Source organism: Allomuricauda sp. NFXS6 (assembly GCF_040148835.1).
Lineage (GTDB): Bacteria > Bacteroidota > Bacteroidia > Flavobacteriales > Flavobacteriaceae > Flagellimonas.
Window position 1 is genome coordinate 367,683 of record NZ_JAGEMG010000002.1, and the last position, 18,255, is coordinate 385,937.

15 protein-coding genes are annotated in these 18,255 nt (G+C 41.2%); 4 read left to right on the top strand and 11 right to left on the bottom strand.

What is annotated here, in order from left to right:
- Positions 1-63: 63 nt before the first annotated feature.
- The 4 genes from J4E06_RS04930 to J4E06_RS04945 are packed head-to-tail and all read right to left on the bottom strand — an operon-like array spanning position 64 to position 2,900.
- Complete coding sequence (locus tag J4E06_RS04930; protein WP_349522927.1) at positions 64-972, bottom strand: GYDIA family GHMP kinase; 909 nt, start codon at positions 970-972, stop codon at positions 64-66.
- Positions 969-1,316: a DUF5615 family PIN-like protein gene (locus J4E06_RS04935; protein ID WP_349522928.1), complete on the bottom strand. Its 348-nt coding sequence runs from the start codon at positions 1,314-1,316 to the stop codon at positions 969-971. The genes J4E06_RS04930 and J4E06_RS04935 overlap by 4 nt, the downstream gene beginning before the upstream one ends.
- Positions 1,313-1,537, bottom strand: a complete 225-nt coding sequence (locus J4E06_RS04940) for a DUF433 domain-containing protein (RefSeq protein ID WP_349522929.1) — start codon at positions 1,535-1,537, stop codon at positions 1,313-1,315. The genes J4E06_RS04935 and J4E06_RS04940 overlap by 4 nt, the downstream gene beginning before the upstream one ends.
- A gap of 49 nt (positions 1,538-1,586) precedes the next feature.
- Positions 1,587-2,900, bottom strand: coding sequence for a hydroxymethylglutaryl-CoA reductase, degradative (locus J4E06_RS04945; RefSeq protein WP_349522930.1), 1,314 nt, complete (start codon positions 2,898-2,900; stop codon positions 1,587-1,589).
- 323 nt (positions 2,901-3,223) lie between these two features.
- On the opposite strand from J4E06_RS04945, the gene J4E06_RS04950 reads away from it, so the two are divergent.
- Positions 3,224-5,383, top strand: coding sequence for a S9 family peptidase (locus tag J4E06_RS04950; RefSeq protein WP_349522931.1), 2,160 nt, complete (start codon positions 3,224-3,226; stop codon positions 5,381-5,383).
- A gap of 24 nt (positions 5,384-5,407) precedes the next feature.
- The gene (locus tag J4E06_RS04955; RefSeq protein WP_349522932.1) at positions 5,408-6,943 is read left to right on the top strand and encodes a peptide MFS transporter; all 1,536 of its coding nucleotides are present in this window, start codon (positions 5,408-5,410) and stop codon (positions 6,941-6,943) included.
- A 7-nt stretch (positions 6,944-6,950) separates the two neighbouring features.
- Here J4E06_RS04955 and J4E06_RS04960 read toward each other — a convergent pair whose 3' ends face one another.
- The 5 genes from J4E06_RS04960 to surE all read right to left on the bottom strand — a co-directional run bounded on the left by J4E06_RS04960 (position 6,951) and on the right by surE (position 11,814).
- The gene (locus J4E06_RS04960; RefSeq protein ID WP_349522933.1) at positions 6,951-8,948 is read right to left on the bottom strand and encodes a ComEC/Rec2 family competence protein; all 1,998 of its coding nucleotides are present in this window, start codon (positions 8,946-8,948) and stop codon (positions 6,951-6,953) included.
- A gap of 19 nt (positions 8,949-8,967) precedes the next feature.
- A complete protein-coding gene (locus tag J4E06_RS04965; RefSeq protein ID WP_349522934.1) occupies positions 8,968-9,513 on the bottom strand; it encodes a C40 family peptidase in 546 nt (181 codons plus the stop codon).
- 33 nt (positions 9,514-9,546) lie between these two features.
- Positions 9,547-10,659, bottom strand: a complete 1,113-nt coding sequence (gene lpxB, locus J4E06_RS04970; RefSeq protein WP_349522935.1) for a lipid-A-disaccharide synthase — start codon at positions 10,657-10,659, stop codon at positions 9,547-9,549.
- 98 nt (positions 10,660-10,757) lie between these two features.
- A complete protein-coding gene (locus J4E06_RS04975) occupies positions 10,758-11,045 on the bottom strand; it encodes a hypothetical protein (RefSeq protein ID WP_349522936.1) in 288 nt (95 codons plus the stop codon).
- The gene (gene surE / locus J4E06_RS04980; protein WP_349522937.1) at positions 11,035-11,814 is read right to left on the bottom strand and encodes a 5'/3'-nucleotidase SurE; all 780 of its coding nucleotides are present in this window, start codon (positions 11,812-11,814) and stop codon (positions 11,035-11,037) included. Before surE ends, J4E06_RS04975 begins: the two co-directional genes overlap by 11 nt.
- Before the next feature lie 201 nt (positions 11,815-12,015).
- On the opposite strand from surE, the gene J4E06_RS04985 reads away from it, so the two are divergent.
- A complete protein-coding gene (locus J4E06_RS04985) occupies positions 12,016-14,187 on the top strand; it encodes a carboxy terminal-processing peptidase (RefSeq protein ID WP_349522938.1) in 2,172 nt (723 codons plus the stop codon).
- A 102-nt stretch (positions 14,188-14,289) separates the two neighbouring features.
- Positions 14,290-15,087 carry a DNA/RNA non-specific endonuclease gene (locus tag J4E06_RS04990; protein WP_349522939.1) on the top strand — a complete coding sequence of 266 codons (798 nt, stop codon included), beginning with the start codon at positions 14,290-14,292 and terminating at the stop codon, positions 15,085-15,087.
- On the opposite strand, the gene rodA is transcribed toward J4E06_RS04990, so the two are convergent.
- Positions 15,084-16,367: a rod shape-determining protein RodA gene (gene rodA, locus J4E06_RS04995; protein ID WP_349522940.1), complete on the bottom strand. Its 1,284-nt coding sequence runs from the start codon at positions 16,365-16,367 to the stop codon at positions 15,084-15,086. The two genes, J4E06_RS04990 and rodA, sit on opposite strands and share 4 nt — an antisense overlap.
- Positions 16,357-18,225, bottom strand: a complete 1,869-nt coding sequence (locus J4E06_RS05000) for a peptidoglycan D,D-transpeptidase FtsI family protein (RefSeq protein WP_349522941.1) — start codon at positions 18,223-18,225, stop codon at positions 16,357-16,359. The genes rodA and J4E06_RS05000 overlap by 11 nt, the downstream gene beginning before the upstream one ends.
- Positions 18,226-18,255: the final 30 nt, after the last annotated feature.

Consider the following 18,255-nt stretch of genomic DNA (forward strand, 5'->3'; position numbering starts at 1 on the left):
TGTGTGCCCCATATGAATTTACGAATGAGGCTAAAAATTGCAAATAACGGGTTTCCCCATTCTCTAAAGTATCATTTTTGAGTATGGAATGACAGTTGGGTAGCCCTTCGACTTGAAGTAAGAAATGGTTTTATCGTCACCTGTTGCCAAAACAAAATCTCCGCCCCAAGCACCAAGACTTTTCATCATCCCAAAATAATCGGGGAAGAGACGTTGCTTTACAGGTTCAATTTTCAAGATACTCGAAAGTAATGCTTCATGCTCTTCCACTAAGGATTCGAATCCGGATAAGGTGGATGTATCAATAATTTTTTGTGTCAGGCTTGAAACCTTTTTTATGAGCTCTGATTTATCAAATTGTTGTGCTCGATAATTGGTAATGGCCTCTTTACTACTCTGCTTTTGGTTGAGGTGAACAAAATAGAGTGAGTTCTTGAAAATTGGATTAAAATCTATCACTTCAACTTTGGGCACTCCATCAACTAGTTGATAGGTAATTGGAAAGTTGTACTGTGCACAGGCAATATCGTAACCGCTGCCCCCAAAAGCATTCCATAAAAGCTGATAGGCATCTACCCGTGCCCATTGTGCCATATTGTTAATTAATGTGGAAGATGTGCCCAATCCCCACGATTGCGGAAAAGTAAGATGGGTTTCTATCTGGAAACCATCGCTATCCGTTAACAATAATGGATTTTGAGCATTGGCCTCCAGAAGTAATGTGAGCAGCGTTTGGGCCATTGCTTCGTCTGAAGTGGATACAACGTTCAAGCTTTCAAGGTCGAACTTTGCGAAGAACCAAATATTCTTGTTTTCGTCAAAACTGGTCCATTCCAAAAAACCTGATTTGGTCGGAGTTACATGGAGCGATTGCCCATAACTGGTGGGAATGGCCAGTCCTAGGGCACCATCCAAAATAGCATATTCTCCTGACAGTAATAATTTGCCGTTGCTGTAAAACTCTTTTCTCATTTTTGATTGTTCAGTGAAAGTACAAGAAAACCACTCTCATTATCTTCGATAAACTCTTTTATCAAATCTTGTTGCTCCTCAAACAATTTTGGGATCAAAGAGGTGGTCATGTTACCAGTTTTAAGCCAAATTATTTTAGAAGGTCCACCATATAACGTGTTTAAATCAAAAAAATCAGAATCAAAGGTCACTATGGTAAAATGATTGTCCTTGGCATACCTCCAAATATCAATGTCCGCAGAGTCTACTAGGTTTAAATCCTTTACAGAATAAGAATGAGGAAAAAAGGGTGCTATTATTTTTATTAGCCGAAAGGAAATGTTTTGGTCAAAGAGTAATTTCACGAAGCAATGTTCAATTTCTTTTCACGGTCCGCGGCATAGGCAAGACATGCATTGATGTGTTGTTCTGACAATTCAGGAAAATCTGCAATTATGGCGGATTTATCCATACCATTGGCCATCCAGTTTAAGACATCATAAATTGATATCCTGGTTCCCTTTAAAATAGGTTTTCCGAACCTTTTTGCAGGATTGATTTCAATATACTTTTCTAAATGCTCCAATATTTTTGATTGTGTTGATTTAAGTTAAAGGTACAAAAAAAGTGGACGGCTATTTTTTAATCTTTTCCAACGCTTCTTTCACCGAAGCATTGGTTACGGTTTGGTCCTTAAAATAGGTGACCAGTTGCTGTTTTTCGGTTTCGGTGGCTCCCATTTGGTTGAGCATGTTGAGCAAGTGCATCTTCATGTGGCCTTTTTGAATGCCTGTTGTAACAAGACTGCGGACTGCTGCAAAATTCTGAGCCAATCCGGCCACGGCGACTAGCTGCATCAACTGTTTTGCCGATGGATTTTGAAGTATTTCCAGTGCAAGTTTCACTAGCGGATGCAACGTGGTCAATCCGCCCACAGTGCCAAGGGCCAGAGGGACTTCAATCCAAAATTTGAAAATGCCATTTTCGATTTTGGCATGCGTCAAGCTGGAATATTGCCCCTCTTTTGCAGCATAGGCGTGCACGCCTGCTTCCACCGCTCGAAAATCGTTCCCAGTGGCAAGGACTACGGCATCAATTCCGTTCATTATGCCCTTATTGTGGGTAACGGCCCGGTAGGGCTCTGCCTTGGCAATGTTTACGGCCCGTACAAATTTTTCGGCAAATGCTTCGGCAGACATATCCGTATTGCCCAATTCTGAGATAGGACAGCTTACCTCTGCTTTCACCAAGCAATTGGGTACATAATTGGATAGAATGCTCATCACCACCTCAATATTTTTTTCTTCTTCCGTAAAAGCATCAAAAGCAAGTGCTTGTTCTTTTAATGTTTTGGCAAATTGCTCCAAACAGGAATTGATAAAATTGGCCCCCATTGCATCCAGAGTCTCAAAAGTACAGTGGAGCTGATGGTAGTCTTCAATGTTATCGCTTAAATCCCGTAATTCAATATTATTGATGCCCCCGCCCCGTTTTTCCATGCTTTTTGTAATGGAAGCAACACTTTTCAATAATTCGGGTTTGGCCAAAGCGAAGAAATTGGATAGCTTTTTTTTATCACCTTTATATATAAAGTGTACCTGTCCAACTTTTTCTGTACCTAGGATTTCTGTCTTAAAACCACCACGATTCAACCAAAATTTGGCAGCTTTGCTTGCTGCTGCGACCACAGAACTTTCCTCAATGGCCATAGGAACTGCGTAGAGCTTGCCGTTGATTTTAAAATTTGGTGCAATGGCAAACGGCAAATAGTAATTGGATATGGTATTTTCGATAAATTCATCGTGTAATTTTTGCACTCTGGGGTCGGTGTTCCAATACTGCTGCAATAGCTGTTTGGTTTTTTTTGGGTCCTTGGTGCAATTGGTGGCTATCCAATCAATTTTTTGGGTTTTGGTGAGTTTGGAAAATCCTTCAACGGGTGTGTTCATAAAGCTGGCTTAAAGCAATCAAATATACGGATATTGACCATTAAGGGAGCCTTGTATGTGTTTTGAAAACTTGGCATTGCTTCAAAGGTTAAAATTTGTTGCAAACGCAACATCAAAATTTATTTTTACAATAAATATTAGTAAACTTGGAAGTTTTTAATCAAATGTGCCTATCTGAAAACGTATTTCAAATAGCACATTTTGAATCAATATGTCATGTCGAGCGCAGTCGAGACATTTTCGTTTTACCTTTTCGACTGCGCTCAAGGTGACAAAAATGTTTTTTGACATTTAAGAGAATATTTAATCAATTTTTTCATTCTATGAACAAAAAGTCTTTTCTATTCCTGTTCCTTCTGGGAGTTTTTACTTTTTCTACAGCGCAAAAGAAAAAAATAACCCTTGAAGAGATTTGGGGAGGAGAATTCAGAACAGAATCCATGGACGTCCTCCGATCCATGAACAACGGTACACAATACACCATTTTAAATACCGAACGTTCCCCACGTTCAAGTAGTTTGGACAAGTACGATTATGAAACCTTGGAAAAGGTGGAGACCATTGTGGCCTCATCTGATGCCATCCCATACTTTTCATCCTATACTTTTAGTGATGATGAATCGCAAGTGCTCTTGGCAACAGAAGTGGAGCCTGTTTTCAGACGATCTCGTTTGGGTATTTATTATGTGTATGACATTGCCTCCAAAGCATTGGTAAAAATCGCCGAGACGAAAATTCAAGAACCTACGCTTTCTCCAGATGGAAGCAAGGTAGCCTATGTGCTCAATAACAACATTTATATATTGGACTTGGGGTCCAGAACCACCAAACAAGTGACCACTGATGGAAACAAAGGCACCATTATTAACGGAGTAACGGATTGGGTGTACGAAGAGGAATTTGCTTTTGTCCGAGCTTTTGAATGGAACAGCGATGGAACCAAAATCGCATTTCTAAGATTTGATGAAACCGAAGTACCACACTTTTCCATGGATTTTTACGGAAATGAACTTTATCCTTACCAGCATGAGTTTAAGTACCCGAAGGCAGGGGAGAAAAATTCCATAGTTACTTTACATTTGTTTGATGTGGCGTCGGGCAATATTTCTGATGTAGATTTAAATGATCCCTACTACATTCCAAGAATAAAGTGGATGCACAACCCACACCATTTGAGTGTCCAGACCTTGAACAGACATCAAAACGATTTGAAACTTTATGAGGTAAATGCTCAGGATAATTCAGCAACCATTTTGTTGCAAGAAACGGATGAAGCCTATGTGGATATTGATGATGACCTCACTTTTCTGGATGACGATAGTTTTATTTGGACAAGCGAAGCAGACGGCTACAACCATCTTTACCTGTACGCAAGGGATGGGAAACTAAAGAATCAAATTACCGAAGGCCCTTGGGAGGTCACAAGCTATTATGGTTATGATGAAAAGTACGACCGTATTTTTTATCAATCCGTGGAGAATGGTTCCATCAATAGAGGTGTTTACAGCATATCCACCAAAGGGAAACGCAAAAAGGAACTTTCTGTGGAGAAGGGAACCAATTCAGCAGCTTTCAGCAGTGATTTCACCTATTACATCAACACCTATTCCAGTGCGACCACCCCATATAAATTTACCTTGCACAAAGCATCCGATGGTAAATTACTTAAGGAAATCAAGGACAATTCAGCTTTGCTGAACAAATTGGAAGGGTACGAGATTGCCCCCAAAGAATTTTCCACCATAAACATAAACGGGTACGACCTCAATATGTATATGATAAAGCCTGCGGATTTTGATCCCAACAAAAAATACCCATTGTTCATGTTCCAATACAGCGGGCCGGGTTCGCAACAAGTTTCCAATTCGTGGATGGGCAGCAACGATTATTGGCACCAGCACTTGGCATCACAAGGCTATATTGTGGCCTGTGTAGATGGCAGGGGAACCGGGCTAAAAGGCCGCGACTTTAAAAAATTGACCCAAAAAGAGTTGGGAAAATATGAAGTGGAAGATCAGATTGCAGCAGCTCAACAATTGAGCGAACGTTCCTACATCGATGAAAACAGAACAGGAATCTGGGGGTGGAGCTATGGAGGTTTTATGTCGACCAACTGTTTGTTGAAGGGCAACGACACCTTTGAAATGGCCATTGCCGTGGCACCTGTGACCTCATGGCGTTTTTATGATACCATTTACACGGAGCGCTATATGCAGACCCCTCAGGAAAACCCAACGGGGTATGATGATAATTCACCGTTCAACTACCCAGAATTGTTGAAAGGTAAATACTTGTTGGTGCATGGCTCGGGAGACGATAACGTGCATGTGCAGAATACAATGCGAATGATCGAGGCACTGGTACAGGCCAACAAACAGTTTGATTGGGCCATTTATCCCGATAAAAACCACGGTATTTACGGTGGCAATACCCGATTGCACCTCTATACCAAAATGACCAACTTCGTTAAGGAAAATCTATAGAATTTTAACCAATACAGACCTGTTATGACAGAAGTATCCACACCAGAAAGCGAAAAACAAATATTTGGGCATCCAAGGGGATTGTTCTACCTCTTTTTTGCAGAGTTATGGGAGCGTTTCAGTTTTTATGGAATGCGCGCGTTGCTTACCCTTTATATGGTAGAAGTAATCTTCGCTGCCTTAATGGAGCGGGATTATGCCACAGCGGCAGTTTACTCGTCTTACGGTTCATTGGTTTACGCTTCCACCGTTATTGGTGGACGTATTTCCGATAGTATTCTAGGGATGCGAAAATCTATTTTTTTGGGAGGTATATTAATGTCCTTGGGACATTTTGTACTGGCCATCGAAAATAATATCACGTTTTTTCTGGCGCTTTCCCTTATTATAGCCGGCAACGGATTCTTCAAACCAAACATATCAACATTTGTAGGTTCGCTGTATAAAGATGGAGATCCTAAAAAGGATTCTGGGTTCACCATTTTTTATATGGGAATCAACATTGGCGGTTGGGTAGCTCCATTGCTTTGCGGTTTCTTGGCAGCTAAATATGGGTGGCATTATGGATTTGGATTAGCAGGAATAGGGATGCTTACAGGTTTGATCGTTTTTTGGAGCGGAATCAAAAAAGGCGTGTTTGGAGATAAAGGCCTTCCGCCAGCAAATGGAAACATTGAAAAAAGGGTTTTCGGTCTAAAACAAGGAGTATTGGTACCGGTTTTGGCTTTCGCCTCGGTTCCAGTGATAGCCTATTTATTGTCGGCTTACAAGGCATTGGGTGCTGAAGGAACTTTCTTTGATGATCAGAACATAGTCAATGTAATTTTTAAATTGATAGGATTGTCCATCTTGGTATACTTGGGTTACATTATGTACAAAGCAACCGTGGATGAGCGTAAAAAACTGTTTGTCGCTGTACTGATTACCTTTTTTATGACCATCTTCTGGGGCTTTCATGAGCTTTCGGGTAGTGTAATAACACTCTTCGCTGCACGAAATGTAGACTTGGAGGGAATTATGTCCGCTTCCCAAACAAATTCATTGAACTCCATGTGGATTATTATTCTGGCCATCCCAATCTCTTTAATGTGGCAATGGCTCTCCAAAAAGAAGCTCAATCCAAGAACGCCCTACAAGTTTGGAATGGGGCTTTTGTTGGCTGGAGTTAGTTTTTATGCCTTGGCCGTAAGTGGAGCCAGTGCCAACGAAAACGGTTTTGTTCCCTTTACGTACCTATTATTGATGTACTTCTTGTTATCAGTTGGGGAATTGTTTATGTCTCCAGTTGGACTATCAAAAATTACGGACCTATCTCCCAAACGTATCGTTGCCTTTATGATGGGGGTGTGGTTCCTCTCATCCGCATTTGCTTTTCAGGTAGTTGGCTTTATCGGCAAACAATTGGCCATTGAAAGTACAGACGCCGACATAAGTGGTTTTAGCACCCTTGCTGTTTATACGGATGGCTTTATGCTCATAGCCGAATATGCTTTGGGAGCTGGTGTTTTAGTGATTTTGGCCTCACCATTGATCAAAAGGTTGATGGGCAAGGTCCACTAGAAACTTTTTAAAAATCAAAAACATAAAATCCCTTTTCACCCGTGTAGTGGAAAGGGATTTCCTTTTGTCTACAGGTTTGTTTCCATTTTTTGATCAAGCTCGGGTAATTGCTTCCGTCCGCAAATATTTTTTTGGGTTCGATGGAGTCCAGAACCCGCTCTAGATTAATTTCCGTTGACTGGGTAAGCAGTAGGTAGTCCAAATGCCCTTCCAAAGGAAAGATGGCCAAGCTATCCAAAACAAATAACTTTTTCTGACCGATTTGATAGCTATTTCTGAGTTGAACCGTGTCCAATTTTTGAATCCGCTCCGCCACGGCATAATCAGCACCAATGTTTCCAATATTGGTGCTATCCGAAGTAATCATGGAAAGTGAATCTCCTAATTGATGCAACAAAACCGTATTTCTGGAACGGTGAGCAAGTATGATGACTTCTTTTTGGTTCACTTGAAACTGATTCCAAATTATCCAACTTTGAAAAACGATGACTCCTCCAAAGAGAACCAAGGCAGTTTTCCATTTGGGCTTGGATAGAAAAACCACCATTGCAATGATGATAAAATAACCCAGTAACAGCTGAACCGAATCAAAAGGAATATTTTTGATGATGAAACCTTCCTGCTGGGCCACCCAACCAACAACAGAATTCATCAGTTGAATCACCCAGTTAAAACTATCGATCAAAAATTGTGGCAAGAAATCAATCAAGGCCAAAAGGATGACCAAGATTCCAAAGCCCAAAATCAACCCCAAAAATGGAATGACCAGCAGGTTGGAAATAAAAAACAAGGCAGGAAACTGATGAAAATAGAACAAACTAATCGGTAAAACCCCCAATTGTGCCGCAACACTTACCGATAACAATTGCCAGGTTTTACGGATGATGAGATTATCGGGAAACCAAAACCTTTGCAACTTGGGGTAAATCCAAACAATGGCAAACACGGCGGCATAGCTCATTTGAAATCCAAGCTGAAACAAGAACAAGGGCTTTACCATCAAAATAAACAACATCGACAGGGCAATAATGTTGAACGAATTGGTGGGTCGGTTCAGGTACAGCGCATAGGCCACAAAAGAAAACATGGTAACCGCACGGACAATGGAAGGAGAAAGCCCTGCAATAAAGGCATAGCTCCAAAGCAGCAGTACAACCACTACCAGTTTGATGGTTTTACCTTTAGGTAAACGTTCCAACGGGACTAAAATAAATTCCAACAACAAAAGGATAATGCCTACGTGAAGTCCAGAAACAGCCAATATATGAACGGCACCCGCGTTTTTATAATTGTTATAGGTGCTCTCCGAAATATCGTCGCGTTTTCCCAAAAGCAATGCTTGGATAACACCCATTTCTTCTGCTCCGAAGTCCTTCTGTCCCAATTTGGATATGATGTGTTCCCTAAAGTTGGATGCAAGACCGAACAAAGTTTTTGGAGCACCTTGCTTTTTTATGATAGCAGCATGATTGGTTCTGATTTGATGTTGAATACCCTGCTTTTCAAGATAGGCTTTGTAATCAAACTGGTGGGGATTTAATGGTGGCCGAATACTTTCAGGTTTTGCGTAAATCAAAAACTCATCATCAACCTGTAATTGCTTCAAAGTGGAATCCACCGAAAGACTCAAAAGCAATTTTCCGGGTGCTACGCCATCATCCGCAGCAATAATTCGGGTAATATATCGGTGGGAGTACGCATTCGGTTTAAGTACATCACTCACTTTGAGGTGCCAAACCTTTTCTTTGTTGAGGATTAGTTTGTTATAGTGGTGCGACATGCTTTTGTTCATGGAAATCCCCACAACAAAAACACCCAAACATATTGTTGTTAGCGAAGTTAGCACCTCAAAATACGGGAACCCTTCTCTACGCTGTTTTTTAATGGCCCAATACATTGTAGGCAGTAAAACGAGCATTGCAATTAGGGGCAAAAACGGAGCAACTTCAAGATAAAAACCGATAATAATGCCCAAAGCCACACACAAAGTGAGTTTTATGGACACAAAGTTAAGTTGACGCACTTTACAGGATGCGCATGGCCTTTACAAATGCACTGTTCCAGTATCCTTCCCGTAACGAGGATACCAGAACGCCCCGTGAGGTTGTGGCATGTATAAATTTGATGTCGTTTCCATCCACATCGACCACCAATCCTACGTGGTTGATGCGCTTTCCTCTTTTACTGGTCTTAAAAAAGAGCAAGTCTCCTTTTTCAACACTGTTTACCCGAATTTTTTGCCCTTCCAAAGCCATTTGGTAGGAAGTTCTGGGAAACATGATTTCGTTTTCTTTTAAAGAAACATAGACCAATCCGGAGCAATCCATACCCCTCTTGGTGGTTCCCCCGTATTTGTAGCGGGTTCCAGAATATGTGATAGCTGTAGAAACAATGGCATCTGCCTTAGTATTTTTACGCCCCTCCTTTTTGGATTTTCGTTTAGGGGAAGTGTCAGTGGTGGACCCCTCTACCGTAACGGTTCGGGTCTTGCTGTAGGTGCGTCGTTTTTTACCTGGGCCACAAGCAGCGATGGTAAAAAGCAACAGTAAGATTATGGTTTTTCGTAACATCCAAGAATAGATTTACTTTCTTGGAAGATAAAACTACGCATTTTTCACAATTAATTTGGCGGCCAATTCACTGGCACCTTTCCCTCCCAACTTTTCTTTTAACAATGTATAGTCAGATAACATCCGCTCCCGCTCGGCCCCATCTACGATTTTGGAAAGTTCTTTTTTAAGATTTTTTGTTGATAAATCATTTTGAATCAATTCTTTAACAACTTCTCTTTTCATGATCAAGTTCACCAATGATATATAATCCAACGTAATGATGCGCTTCGCAATTTGGTAGGAAATCCAATTTCCTTTGTAGCAAACCACTTGTGGGATGCCGAAAAGAGCTGTTTCCAAAGTTGCCGTTCCACTGGTAACCATTGCGGCATGGGAATGCTTTAAAAGCGTGTAGGTTTTGTTGGAAACATACTCCACTTTATCACCTTTTAAGAATGGGATATAGAACTCATCGGGAAGACTTGGAGCGCCCGCGATCACAAATTGATAATCGGAAAAATCTTTTTTTACAGAAAGCATCACCTCCAACATTTTTTGCACTTCCTGTTTCCTGCTCCCGGGCAGCAAGGCAATAATGGGTTTGTCAGGGTCCAGTCCGTTTTCTTTTCGGAACGTGTCATTGTCCTGTAGCGGTGTGTTTTCTATGGCATCAATTAAAGGATGACCAACAAACTGTACTGGGTAACCGTGTTTTTTTTCGTAAAAATCTTTTTCAAAAGGAAGGATTACGTACATATGGTCAATATCCCTCTTGATCTTTTTGATTCTACTTTCTCTTGATGCCCAAATTTGGGGTGAAATGTAATAATTGGTCTTGAAACCATGATCCTTGGCCCACTTGGCAATCCTAAGATTGAAGCCGGAGAAATCAATAAAAATAATTACATCTGGATTGAACTTTTGAATATCTTCCTTGCAATATGAAATGTTTTTGAAGATGGTAGGAATGTTCATGAGGACCTCCAAAAAACCCATAAAAGCCATGTCCTTGTAATGTTTGGCCAAATCGCCGCCAGCTTGTTGCATCAAGTCGCCGCCCCAGCAACGAATCTCTGCCAAGGCATCCTCTTTTTTAAGAGCTTTTATTAAATTGGACCCGTGCAGGTCCCCCGATGCTTCACCAGCTATTATATAATATTTCATTGATAAGTATCAAGTTAAAATGCAAACACCATGTCCAAAAGTAATTTCAGTAAAAACATTTAATCTTGAACTTGTTCTTGGGTTTGATTTTTAGACTTTTAAGCCATCACTTTGTACATTAAAATAACCAAGGCAGTTACCAAGGTCGCCAACATAACGCCTTTGGCCCTTTGATCCCTTTTTATGCGTAAAAACCCGAAAAACGCCACCAAGTTTAAAATTGCGCCCAATGCCAATAAACTGCCAATGTGCCCTTGGTTAACAGCGGCATTAAAGGTCTCCACAATGCCCAAATCGGAAAACATGAGAATGTAAAGCAAAGTTCCAAAAGTGTTTGCAATAATTCCTACGATAAATCCTATGATGATTTCTTTCTTATTGTTCATTTAAGTTCCAGTTGTTTATTTGTGGTATGGCGTGGTGTGCCGTGAGGTCGAACTGGGTGGGCACTACCGAAATGTGGTCTTGTGCCAAGGCCCATTCGTCCGTGTCCTCGCCCTTGTCCAAAAGTTCAAATTCTCCCGTTAACCAATAATAATCCTTTCCAGAAGGACTAGTTCTTTTGTCAAATTTCTCTTTCCAATTGCCGCGTGCCTGCCTGCATATTCTTATCCCTTTGGGTGCTGATTTTGTTTTTGGAATATTGACGTTTAAGACTGTTCCCTTTGGAATTCCATTGGTCAACGCTTCGGAAACAATTTTTTTGATGGAACCCAGAGCGGGTTCAAAGTCAGCATCCCAAGAATAATCACAGAGCGAAAAACCGATAGCGGGAATACCTTCGATACCTGCCTCAATGGCTGCACTCATGGTTCCTGAGTAAATCACGTTTATGGAGGAATTGGACCCGTGATTGATACCGCTTACACAAATGTCGGGTTTTCGGTCCAAAATTACCCGAAGTGCCAATTTTACACAATCCGCAGGGGTTCCGCTACAACTGTACTCGCTCGGGGCACCTTCTTTATGGTCTACGACAACTTTTTTGGAAAACAATGTACTGTCTACGGTAATGGCGTGTCCCATACCGCTTTGCGGACTGTCGGGAGCCACTACCACAACATCTCCAAGTTCTTTCATGGTGCGGATTAACGCCCTAAGTCCTGGAGCTGTGATTCCATCATCGTTGGTAACCAGAATAAGCGGTTTTTCCATCTTGGATAATTTAAGCTATAAAAATACGTTTTTCAAAAGGATATGAAACCTTCAGCGTTTAACAAAAAATTAAATTGGGCAGAACGGACTGGCACGGTTTTTTCTGTATCTTAGAGAATTCATACAAGTAGAAACGATGGGTGATGTAATGAAGATTTGACAGTATGAGGTCAGATTATTTCGCTCTAGAAAAATCACATTATGAAAAAGAACTTTATTTTGGCACTTTTGGTTATCCTTGTTGCAGTTGCCTCCTGCAGTTTTACCAATAAGTCTTTTGATAACGACGACAAGGATAAATTTTTGTTGGAATTGATTTCCTACGTGTTGGAAAAAGGGCATTATGAGCCCAAAGAAGTGAACGATAGCTTCAGTTCCAATGTTTTTGATGACTTTATCGATATCATTGACCCAACCAAAAGATACTTTCTAAAAAGCGACATCAGGGAATTTGAAAAATACAGGTTCATGATCGATGACGAGATCAGGAACACCGATATCGAATTTTTCAATACCGTATATGAGCGCTTAATGGTCCGAATGGAGGAAGCCAAGGATATTTACAAAGAAGTACTTGCTACGCCTTTTGATTATACACTCGATGAATCCATTGAGATCGATTATGACGAACAAGATTTTGCGGCCAACAAAAAAGAACTCAAGGAACGTTGGAGAAAGCAATTGAAATACAACACACTTAATGTTTTCGACAATAAAGTGGATAATATAATTTCTGATGCAAATCAGGAATCAGGCTTGGATGCCGATGCGATATTGGCATTTAACGATATACCGAGCTCTGTAGATAAAGTTATTACAGAGGAAGAAGCAAGGGAAGTGACCAAAAACACCTTGGACGAGTTTTTCGACTTTGTGGGCGATTTGGAACGTAAAGACTGGTTTGTGCAGTATTTGAACACCATTGTTGAGGAGTTTGATCCCCATACCTTTTACTTTGCTCCAGAAGAAAAGGAAAAATTTGACATTGGTATGTCAGGTAAATTTGAAGGTATAGGAGCCAGGTTACAGAAGAAACCAGAAGGCGCCAAAATTGTAGAGATTATTTCCGGTGGTCCTGTTTGGAGAGACCAGAGCCTTGAGGTGGGCGATCAAATCCTAAAAGTAGGGCAAGAAGGCGAAGAGCCCATCAACATTGTGGGAATGCGATTGGAAGATGCCATTAAATTGATCAAAGGTCCGGAAGGAACCGTAGTGGATTTAACCGTGCGCAAAGTAGATGGTACCATAGAAACGGTCTCCATAACCCGAGATGTAGTGGAATTGGAAGAATCCTACGCCAAATCTGCCACCATAGATGCTGGCGATGTTAAATATGGTCTAATCGATCTCCCAAAATTTTATGTGGATTTTGAAGACTATAGCGAAAGAAATGCGGCAACAGACGTAGCCAAGGAATTAGAACGTTTAAAAGAAGCAGGTGCCGAAGGTATTGTACTTGATTTGCGTGATAATGGAGGAGGATCATTAAAAACCGTTGTTGAAATGGCAGGATTGTTCATTAAGGATGGCCCTATAGTTCAAGTGCGTTCCTCTGGGCAACGAAAAGAAGTGCACGAGGACAAGGATGAGCGGATTCAATGGGACGGACCATTGGTAATTTTGGTAAACGAACTATCCGCATCGGCGTCGGAAATTTTGGCAGCCGCTATGCAGGATTATAAAAGAGCTGTGATCATTGGAAGCAAGCAAACCTTCGGAAAGGGAACTGTACAAAATGTAATTCCTTTGGATGGTATCGTCCGAGGAAACGAGCACGGAGATTTGGGAGCAATCAAATTGACCACCCAAAAATTCTATAGAATCAACGGCGGGTCTACCCAGTTGGAAGGAGTAAAAAGTGACATCGTGGTTCCGGACAGATACAGTTATATCGATTTGGGAGAGCGCGATCAACAAAATCCATTGGGTTGGGATAAGATCACTCCTGCCGACTATAAAGTTTGGGACGGTTACATTGATTTTGATGATGCCGTGAAAAAGAGCAAGGAACGTATGGCGAGTAACGAGCAAATCAAACTTATTGAGGAAAACGCCAGATGGCTGAAGGAGCAACAGGACGAAAACTTGATTTCCCTTAATTATAATGCATACGTGAACAAAGAACAAGAGGCCAAAAAACGTTCAGAAAGGTTCAAAAGCTTAAGGGATTACGATTCCAAACTATCTTTTAGCTCCCTACAGTATGAGAAAGAACTGTTTACTCAAGATTCTGTACTAAGAGAAAAAAGGGACAGATGGCACAAGGATTTGGCACGAGACATTTATGTAGAAGAAGCTGTGAATGTACTTAAGGACCTTCACCAGAATAATATCAAAAAAGAAGAAAATAAATTGGCCAGCGTTAAAGGATAGTCTGGTCACTATTAAAATAATCCTATTTAAAGCCGACTCTTGTGAGTTGGCTTTTTTTATGGCAACTTAGGCAATAAAGTTTTCAAATAAACAATTGGTTCAATGAAAAATAGGACGATATATGCGGTGCTCATTACACTATGTATAATCGGGTTTTGGCTGTTCGAAAATTTTTATACTCCAGCCACATACTCCAATACCAATGGTTCCAGTGTGGATTTAGCGGAATCAATTTTTTTACCTACCTCTACAACTGGAGAAATAGTGGAGCATGCTTATTACACACTTTCATATAGTGAACCACATGAACAGCCAGAGTGGGTAGCATATACCCTAAAAAAGGAACATCTCACTTATGATGATAGACAAAGACCTTATTTTATAGAAGATCCGAAGGTAAGCACAAAATCGGCGGATTGGAAAAATTATAGAGGTTCCGGTTACGATAGAGGACATTTGCTGCCGGCAGGAGATCGTCGATTTTCTGAACAGGCGTACAACGAAACTTTTTACACGAGCAACATCAGTCCGCAGGATAAACAATTCAATGCAGGCATTTGGAACCGTTTGGAGCAGAAAATCCGCTATTGGTGTAAAAAGTATGGCGATTTATTGGTGGTGACAGGCGGTGTTTTGGAAGATGATTTAATTGAAATAGGGGACGAAGATGTTGATGTACCCCGGATGTTTTACAAAATTGTATTGAGAGGCTTTGATGATAACGCACAGCTGCTCGCCTTTTTGATTCCAGCAGAGGAAAGTCAAGAACCTCTCAAAAATTTTTTGGTGCCCATTGATGAAATAGAGATAAAAACAGGCATTGATTTTTTTGAGAAACAACCTGAAGCCTGGCAGTCTAAACTTGAATCTCAAGTGGATTCCTCGGGCTGGAAATTCTAAATACCATCCTTTAATCGGTTGGAGTCCAGTTTTAGAAAGATGAACAACAACATTGTAAAGAAAATAAGACCGGAACCACCATAGCTAAAAAATGGCAAGGGAACACCAATAGTGGGCAATAGCCCGATTACCATTCCAATGTTGATGAAGTAATGGAACACCAATATGGAAATCACCCCATAGCCATACATTCGGCTAAAGTCACTTTTTTGTCGCTCGGCAATATAAATCAATCGTAAAAAGAACAACGAGAACAGCAAGATTACGGCCGAGGTGCCCAAAAAGCCCCATTCTTCACCGACCGAACTAAAAATATAATCGGTATGCTGCTCTGGCACAAAATCTCCTTTGGTCCGAGTGCCCTCCAAAAACCCTTTTCCAATAAATCCGCCCGACTCAATCGCTTTTTCTGATTGATAAGTGTTGTAGCCTATTGTCTTTCGGATCTCATCTAGTTTCTCTTCATCTTTTTCCAGACTTAACCATAGCGCAAAGCGGTCTCGGTGGCGTTGTTCAAATACATTTTCAAACACAAAATTTACGGATAGTGAAAAGAGTATGGATACAACAATAACCCCGAGAACGGGAAGAATAGGTATCTTTACAGAAGCTTTTTTGAAGGTATAGACCAACAAGGTCAGAATAATCAATCCAATGGCAACCCAAACGGTTCCAAACATTAAAGTTGTAGCAAACAAGACCACGGCAAATATTAGAATTCCTAAATAATAGATTGGAAAACCTTCCCTGAATAACACAAAAAAAAGCGAAAAATAAATGAGCGAGCTTCCTGGGTCAGGTTGGGGCAATATCAGCAAGGCAGGCAATAGAATAATGGCCAGGGCATAAAGTTGGTGTTTCCCCGTGCGTATATCGGTTTGTATATCACTTAAGAACTTTGCCAAAGCTAGAGAAGTGGCCACTTTGGCCAACTCCGATGGCTGAAGGTTGAAAAAACCAAGATCGTACCAAGAAGTTGCTCCTGCAATCGTTTTCCCGAAAACAAACAACCCCAATAGCAGCACAATGGAAACTACATAAAAAATGGAGGCAAAGCGTTCAAAAAACTGTGATTCCACAAATAGTACGAACATGATGCCCAATATAGCAAGGCCTATAAAAAAGAGTTGTTTTCCATATAAAGTGGAAAAGTCAAAAATTGAAGTATGCGCTTCCCCAACAGAAGTGGAGTAAATATTGATCCAACCAATAAAAACTAAAAGCGTGTAGAGGATAAATGTAATCCAATCCAACCTCCCAAAAGGTCCTCTACCACTCATACTCGTTTATTTCAAAGGGTTCACCGCTGTAAGGTTTTGCGTATTCGTGTTCCAATGTTTTTTCCAGCATCCGCTTCTCAAGATCTTTTCTGGTAATTTCCCCTTTGATGTATTTTTCTATCAAAAGTGAAGCGATGTGTCCTGCGTAGCGTGATCCGTAATAGCCATTTTCAATATATACTGCCAAGGCTATCTGAGGGTTTTCCACAGGTGCAAAAGCCACAAAAACAGAGTGGTCCGTCAATTGCATGCGTTCACCGTCAACCCGTATATAGTTTTCTACAGTTCCTGTTTTACCGGCAATTTCTATATCTGGAATCTGAACCCATCTTCCGGTACCATAGTTGTATACATTGGCCATCCCCTCAATCACGGGGTCAAAATGTTTTCTCTCAATGGTGGTATAACGGGGCTCGGTGTATTTGGGGTCAATTTTACCATGGTTCCCAATACTTTTAATAATGTGCGGGGTGTAAAAATATCCGCGGTTGGCAATGGCGGCAGTCATATTGGCCAATTGTAGGGGGGTGGCCGCAATTTCCCCTTGACCTATGGAATTGGATATGATCGTGGATGCCGCCCACCGGCCATCCCCATACCACTTATCGTAATAGGCCACATCTGGAATTCTTCCCGGGGCGCCTGTAGGGAGGTCGGTACCCAAGAAATCACCAAGGCCAAAACTTTTCATATGTTTTTCCCAAACATCCATGCCTTTATCGGTGGTCTCGTATTTATCAAAAATCTTTCGGAATACACCAGCAAAATAGGCGTTACAAGATTGATAGATGCCCGAGTTCAAATCCCTGACGCCACCACCGCAATGACATCCCCTGAGCGTGTTGCCTACATAAAAACCGTGATAGCATCTAAATTTTGTATCGGTATTGATAACACCTTCTTGGAGACCGACCAATGCGTTCAGGGTTTTGAAAGGTGACCCTGGTGAAGGCTGCGCCAAAATGGAACGGTCCCATGTAGGTTTGGATATGGTATCGTAATGGAGTTTGCTATAATTTTTTGATCGTTGTCTGCCCACCAAAAGTGCAGGGTCGTATGTTGGGCCTGAAATCATGGCTAAAATTTCCCCAGATTTGGGTTCAATGGCAACAATTCCCCCTCGTTTACCGTGCATCAACTTTTCTCCGTATTCTTGTAAGGTCTTGTCCAGAGTAATATGTATCTCTTTGCCTTGTTGGGGCAGGGTGTCCAATCTTCCATCCTTGTACGGACCAATATCCCTGTTAAAACGGTCCTTTTGAATATGTTTAACCCCTTTTTGTCCTCTTAGTATCTCTTCGTACTGCTGCTCAATGCCTGTTCGGCCTTTTAACTCCCCAGCAACGTAGTACGGGTTATTTTTGAGGTCCCATTCGTTCACTTCACTAATATAGCCGAGTACGTTTGCCGCACTTTTGGTGTTGTAATAGCGCAATGACCTTTTTTGAATATAAAAGCCGGTAAAATGCCGCATTTTCTCCTGAAGCTTGGCATAATCCTCTTTGGAAAGTTGAGGAACCAAAACCGAGGGTAGTCTAGGGGAGTACCGTCTGGCTTTTTCCATTTTTTCAAGGAATTCAGGCTTTTCAATGCCCAAAAGACTGCAAAATTCCAAAGTGTCCAAAGGTTTTACTTCCCTTGGGATGACCATAACGTCGTATGCAGGTTGATTGCCCACCAAGAGTTTACCGTCCCTATCGTAAATGTATCCTCTTTCAGGATAGTCATACACTTTTTTTATGGCAGGGTCGTCCAATATTTGATCGGGCGAAAAACGGAACAATTGCAAATAGGACAGTCTACCTATAAAGGTAAATCCTATAAGAACAACTATGGATGAAAGCAATAATTTTTTCATGATCGACCTAAATTCTTGGGCTCCGTATAT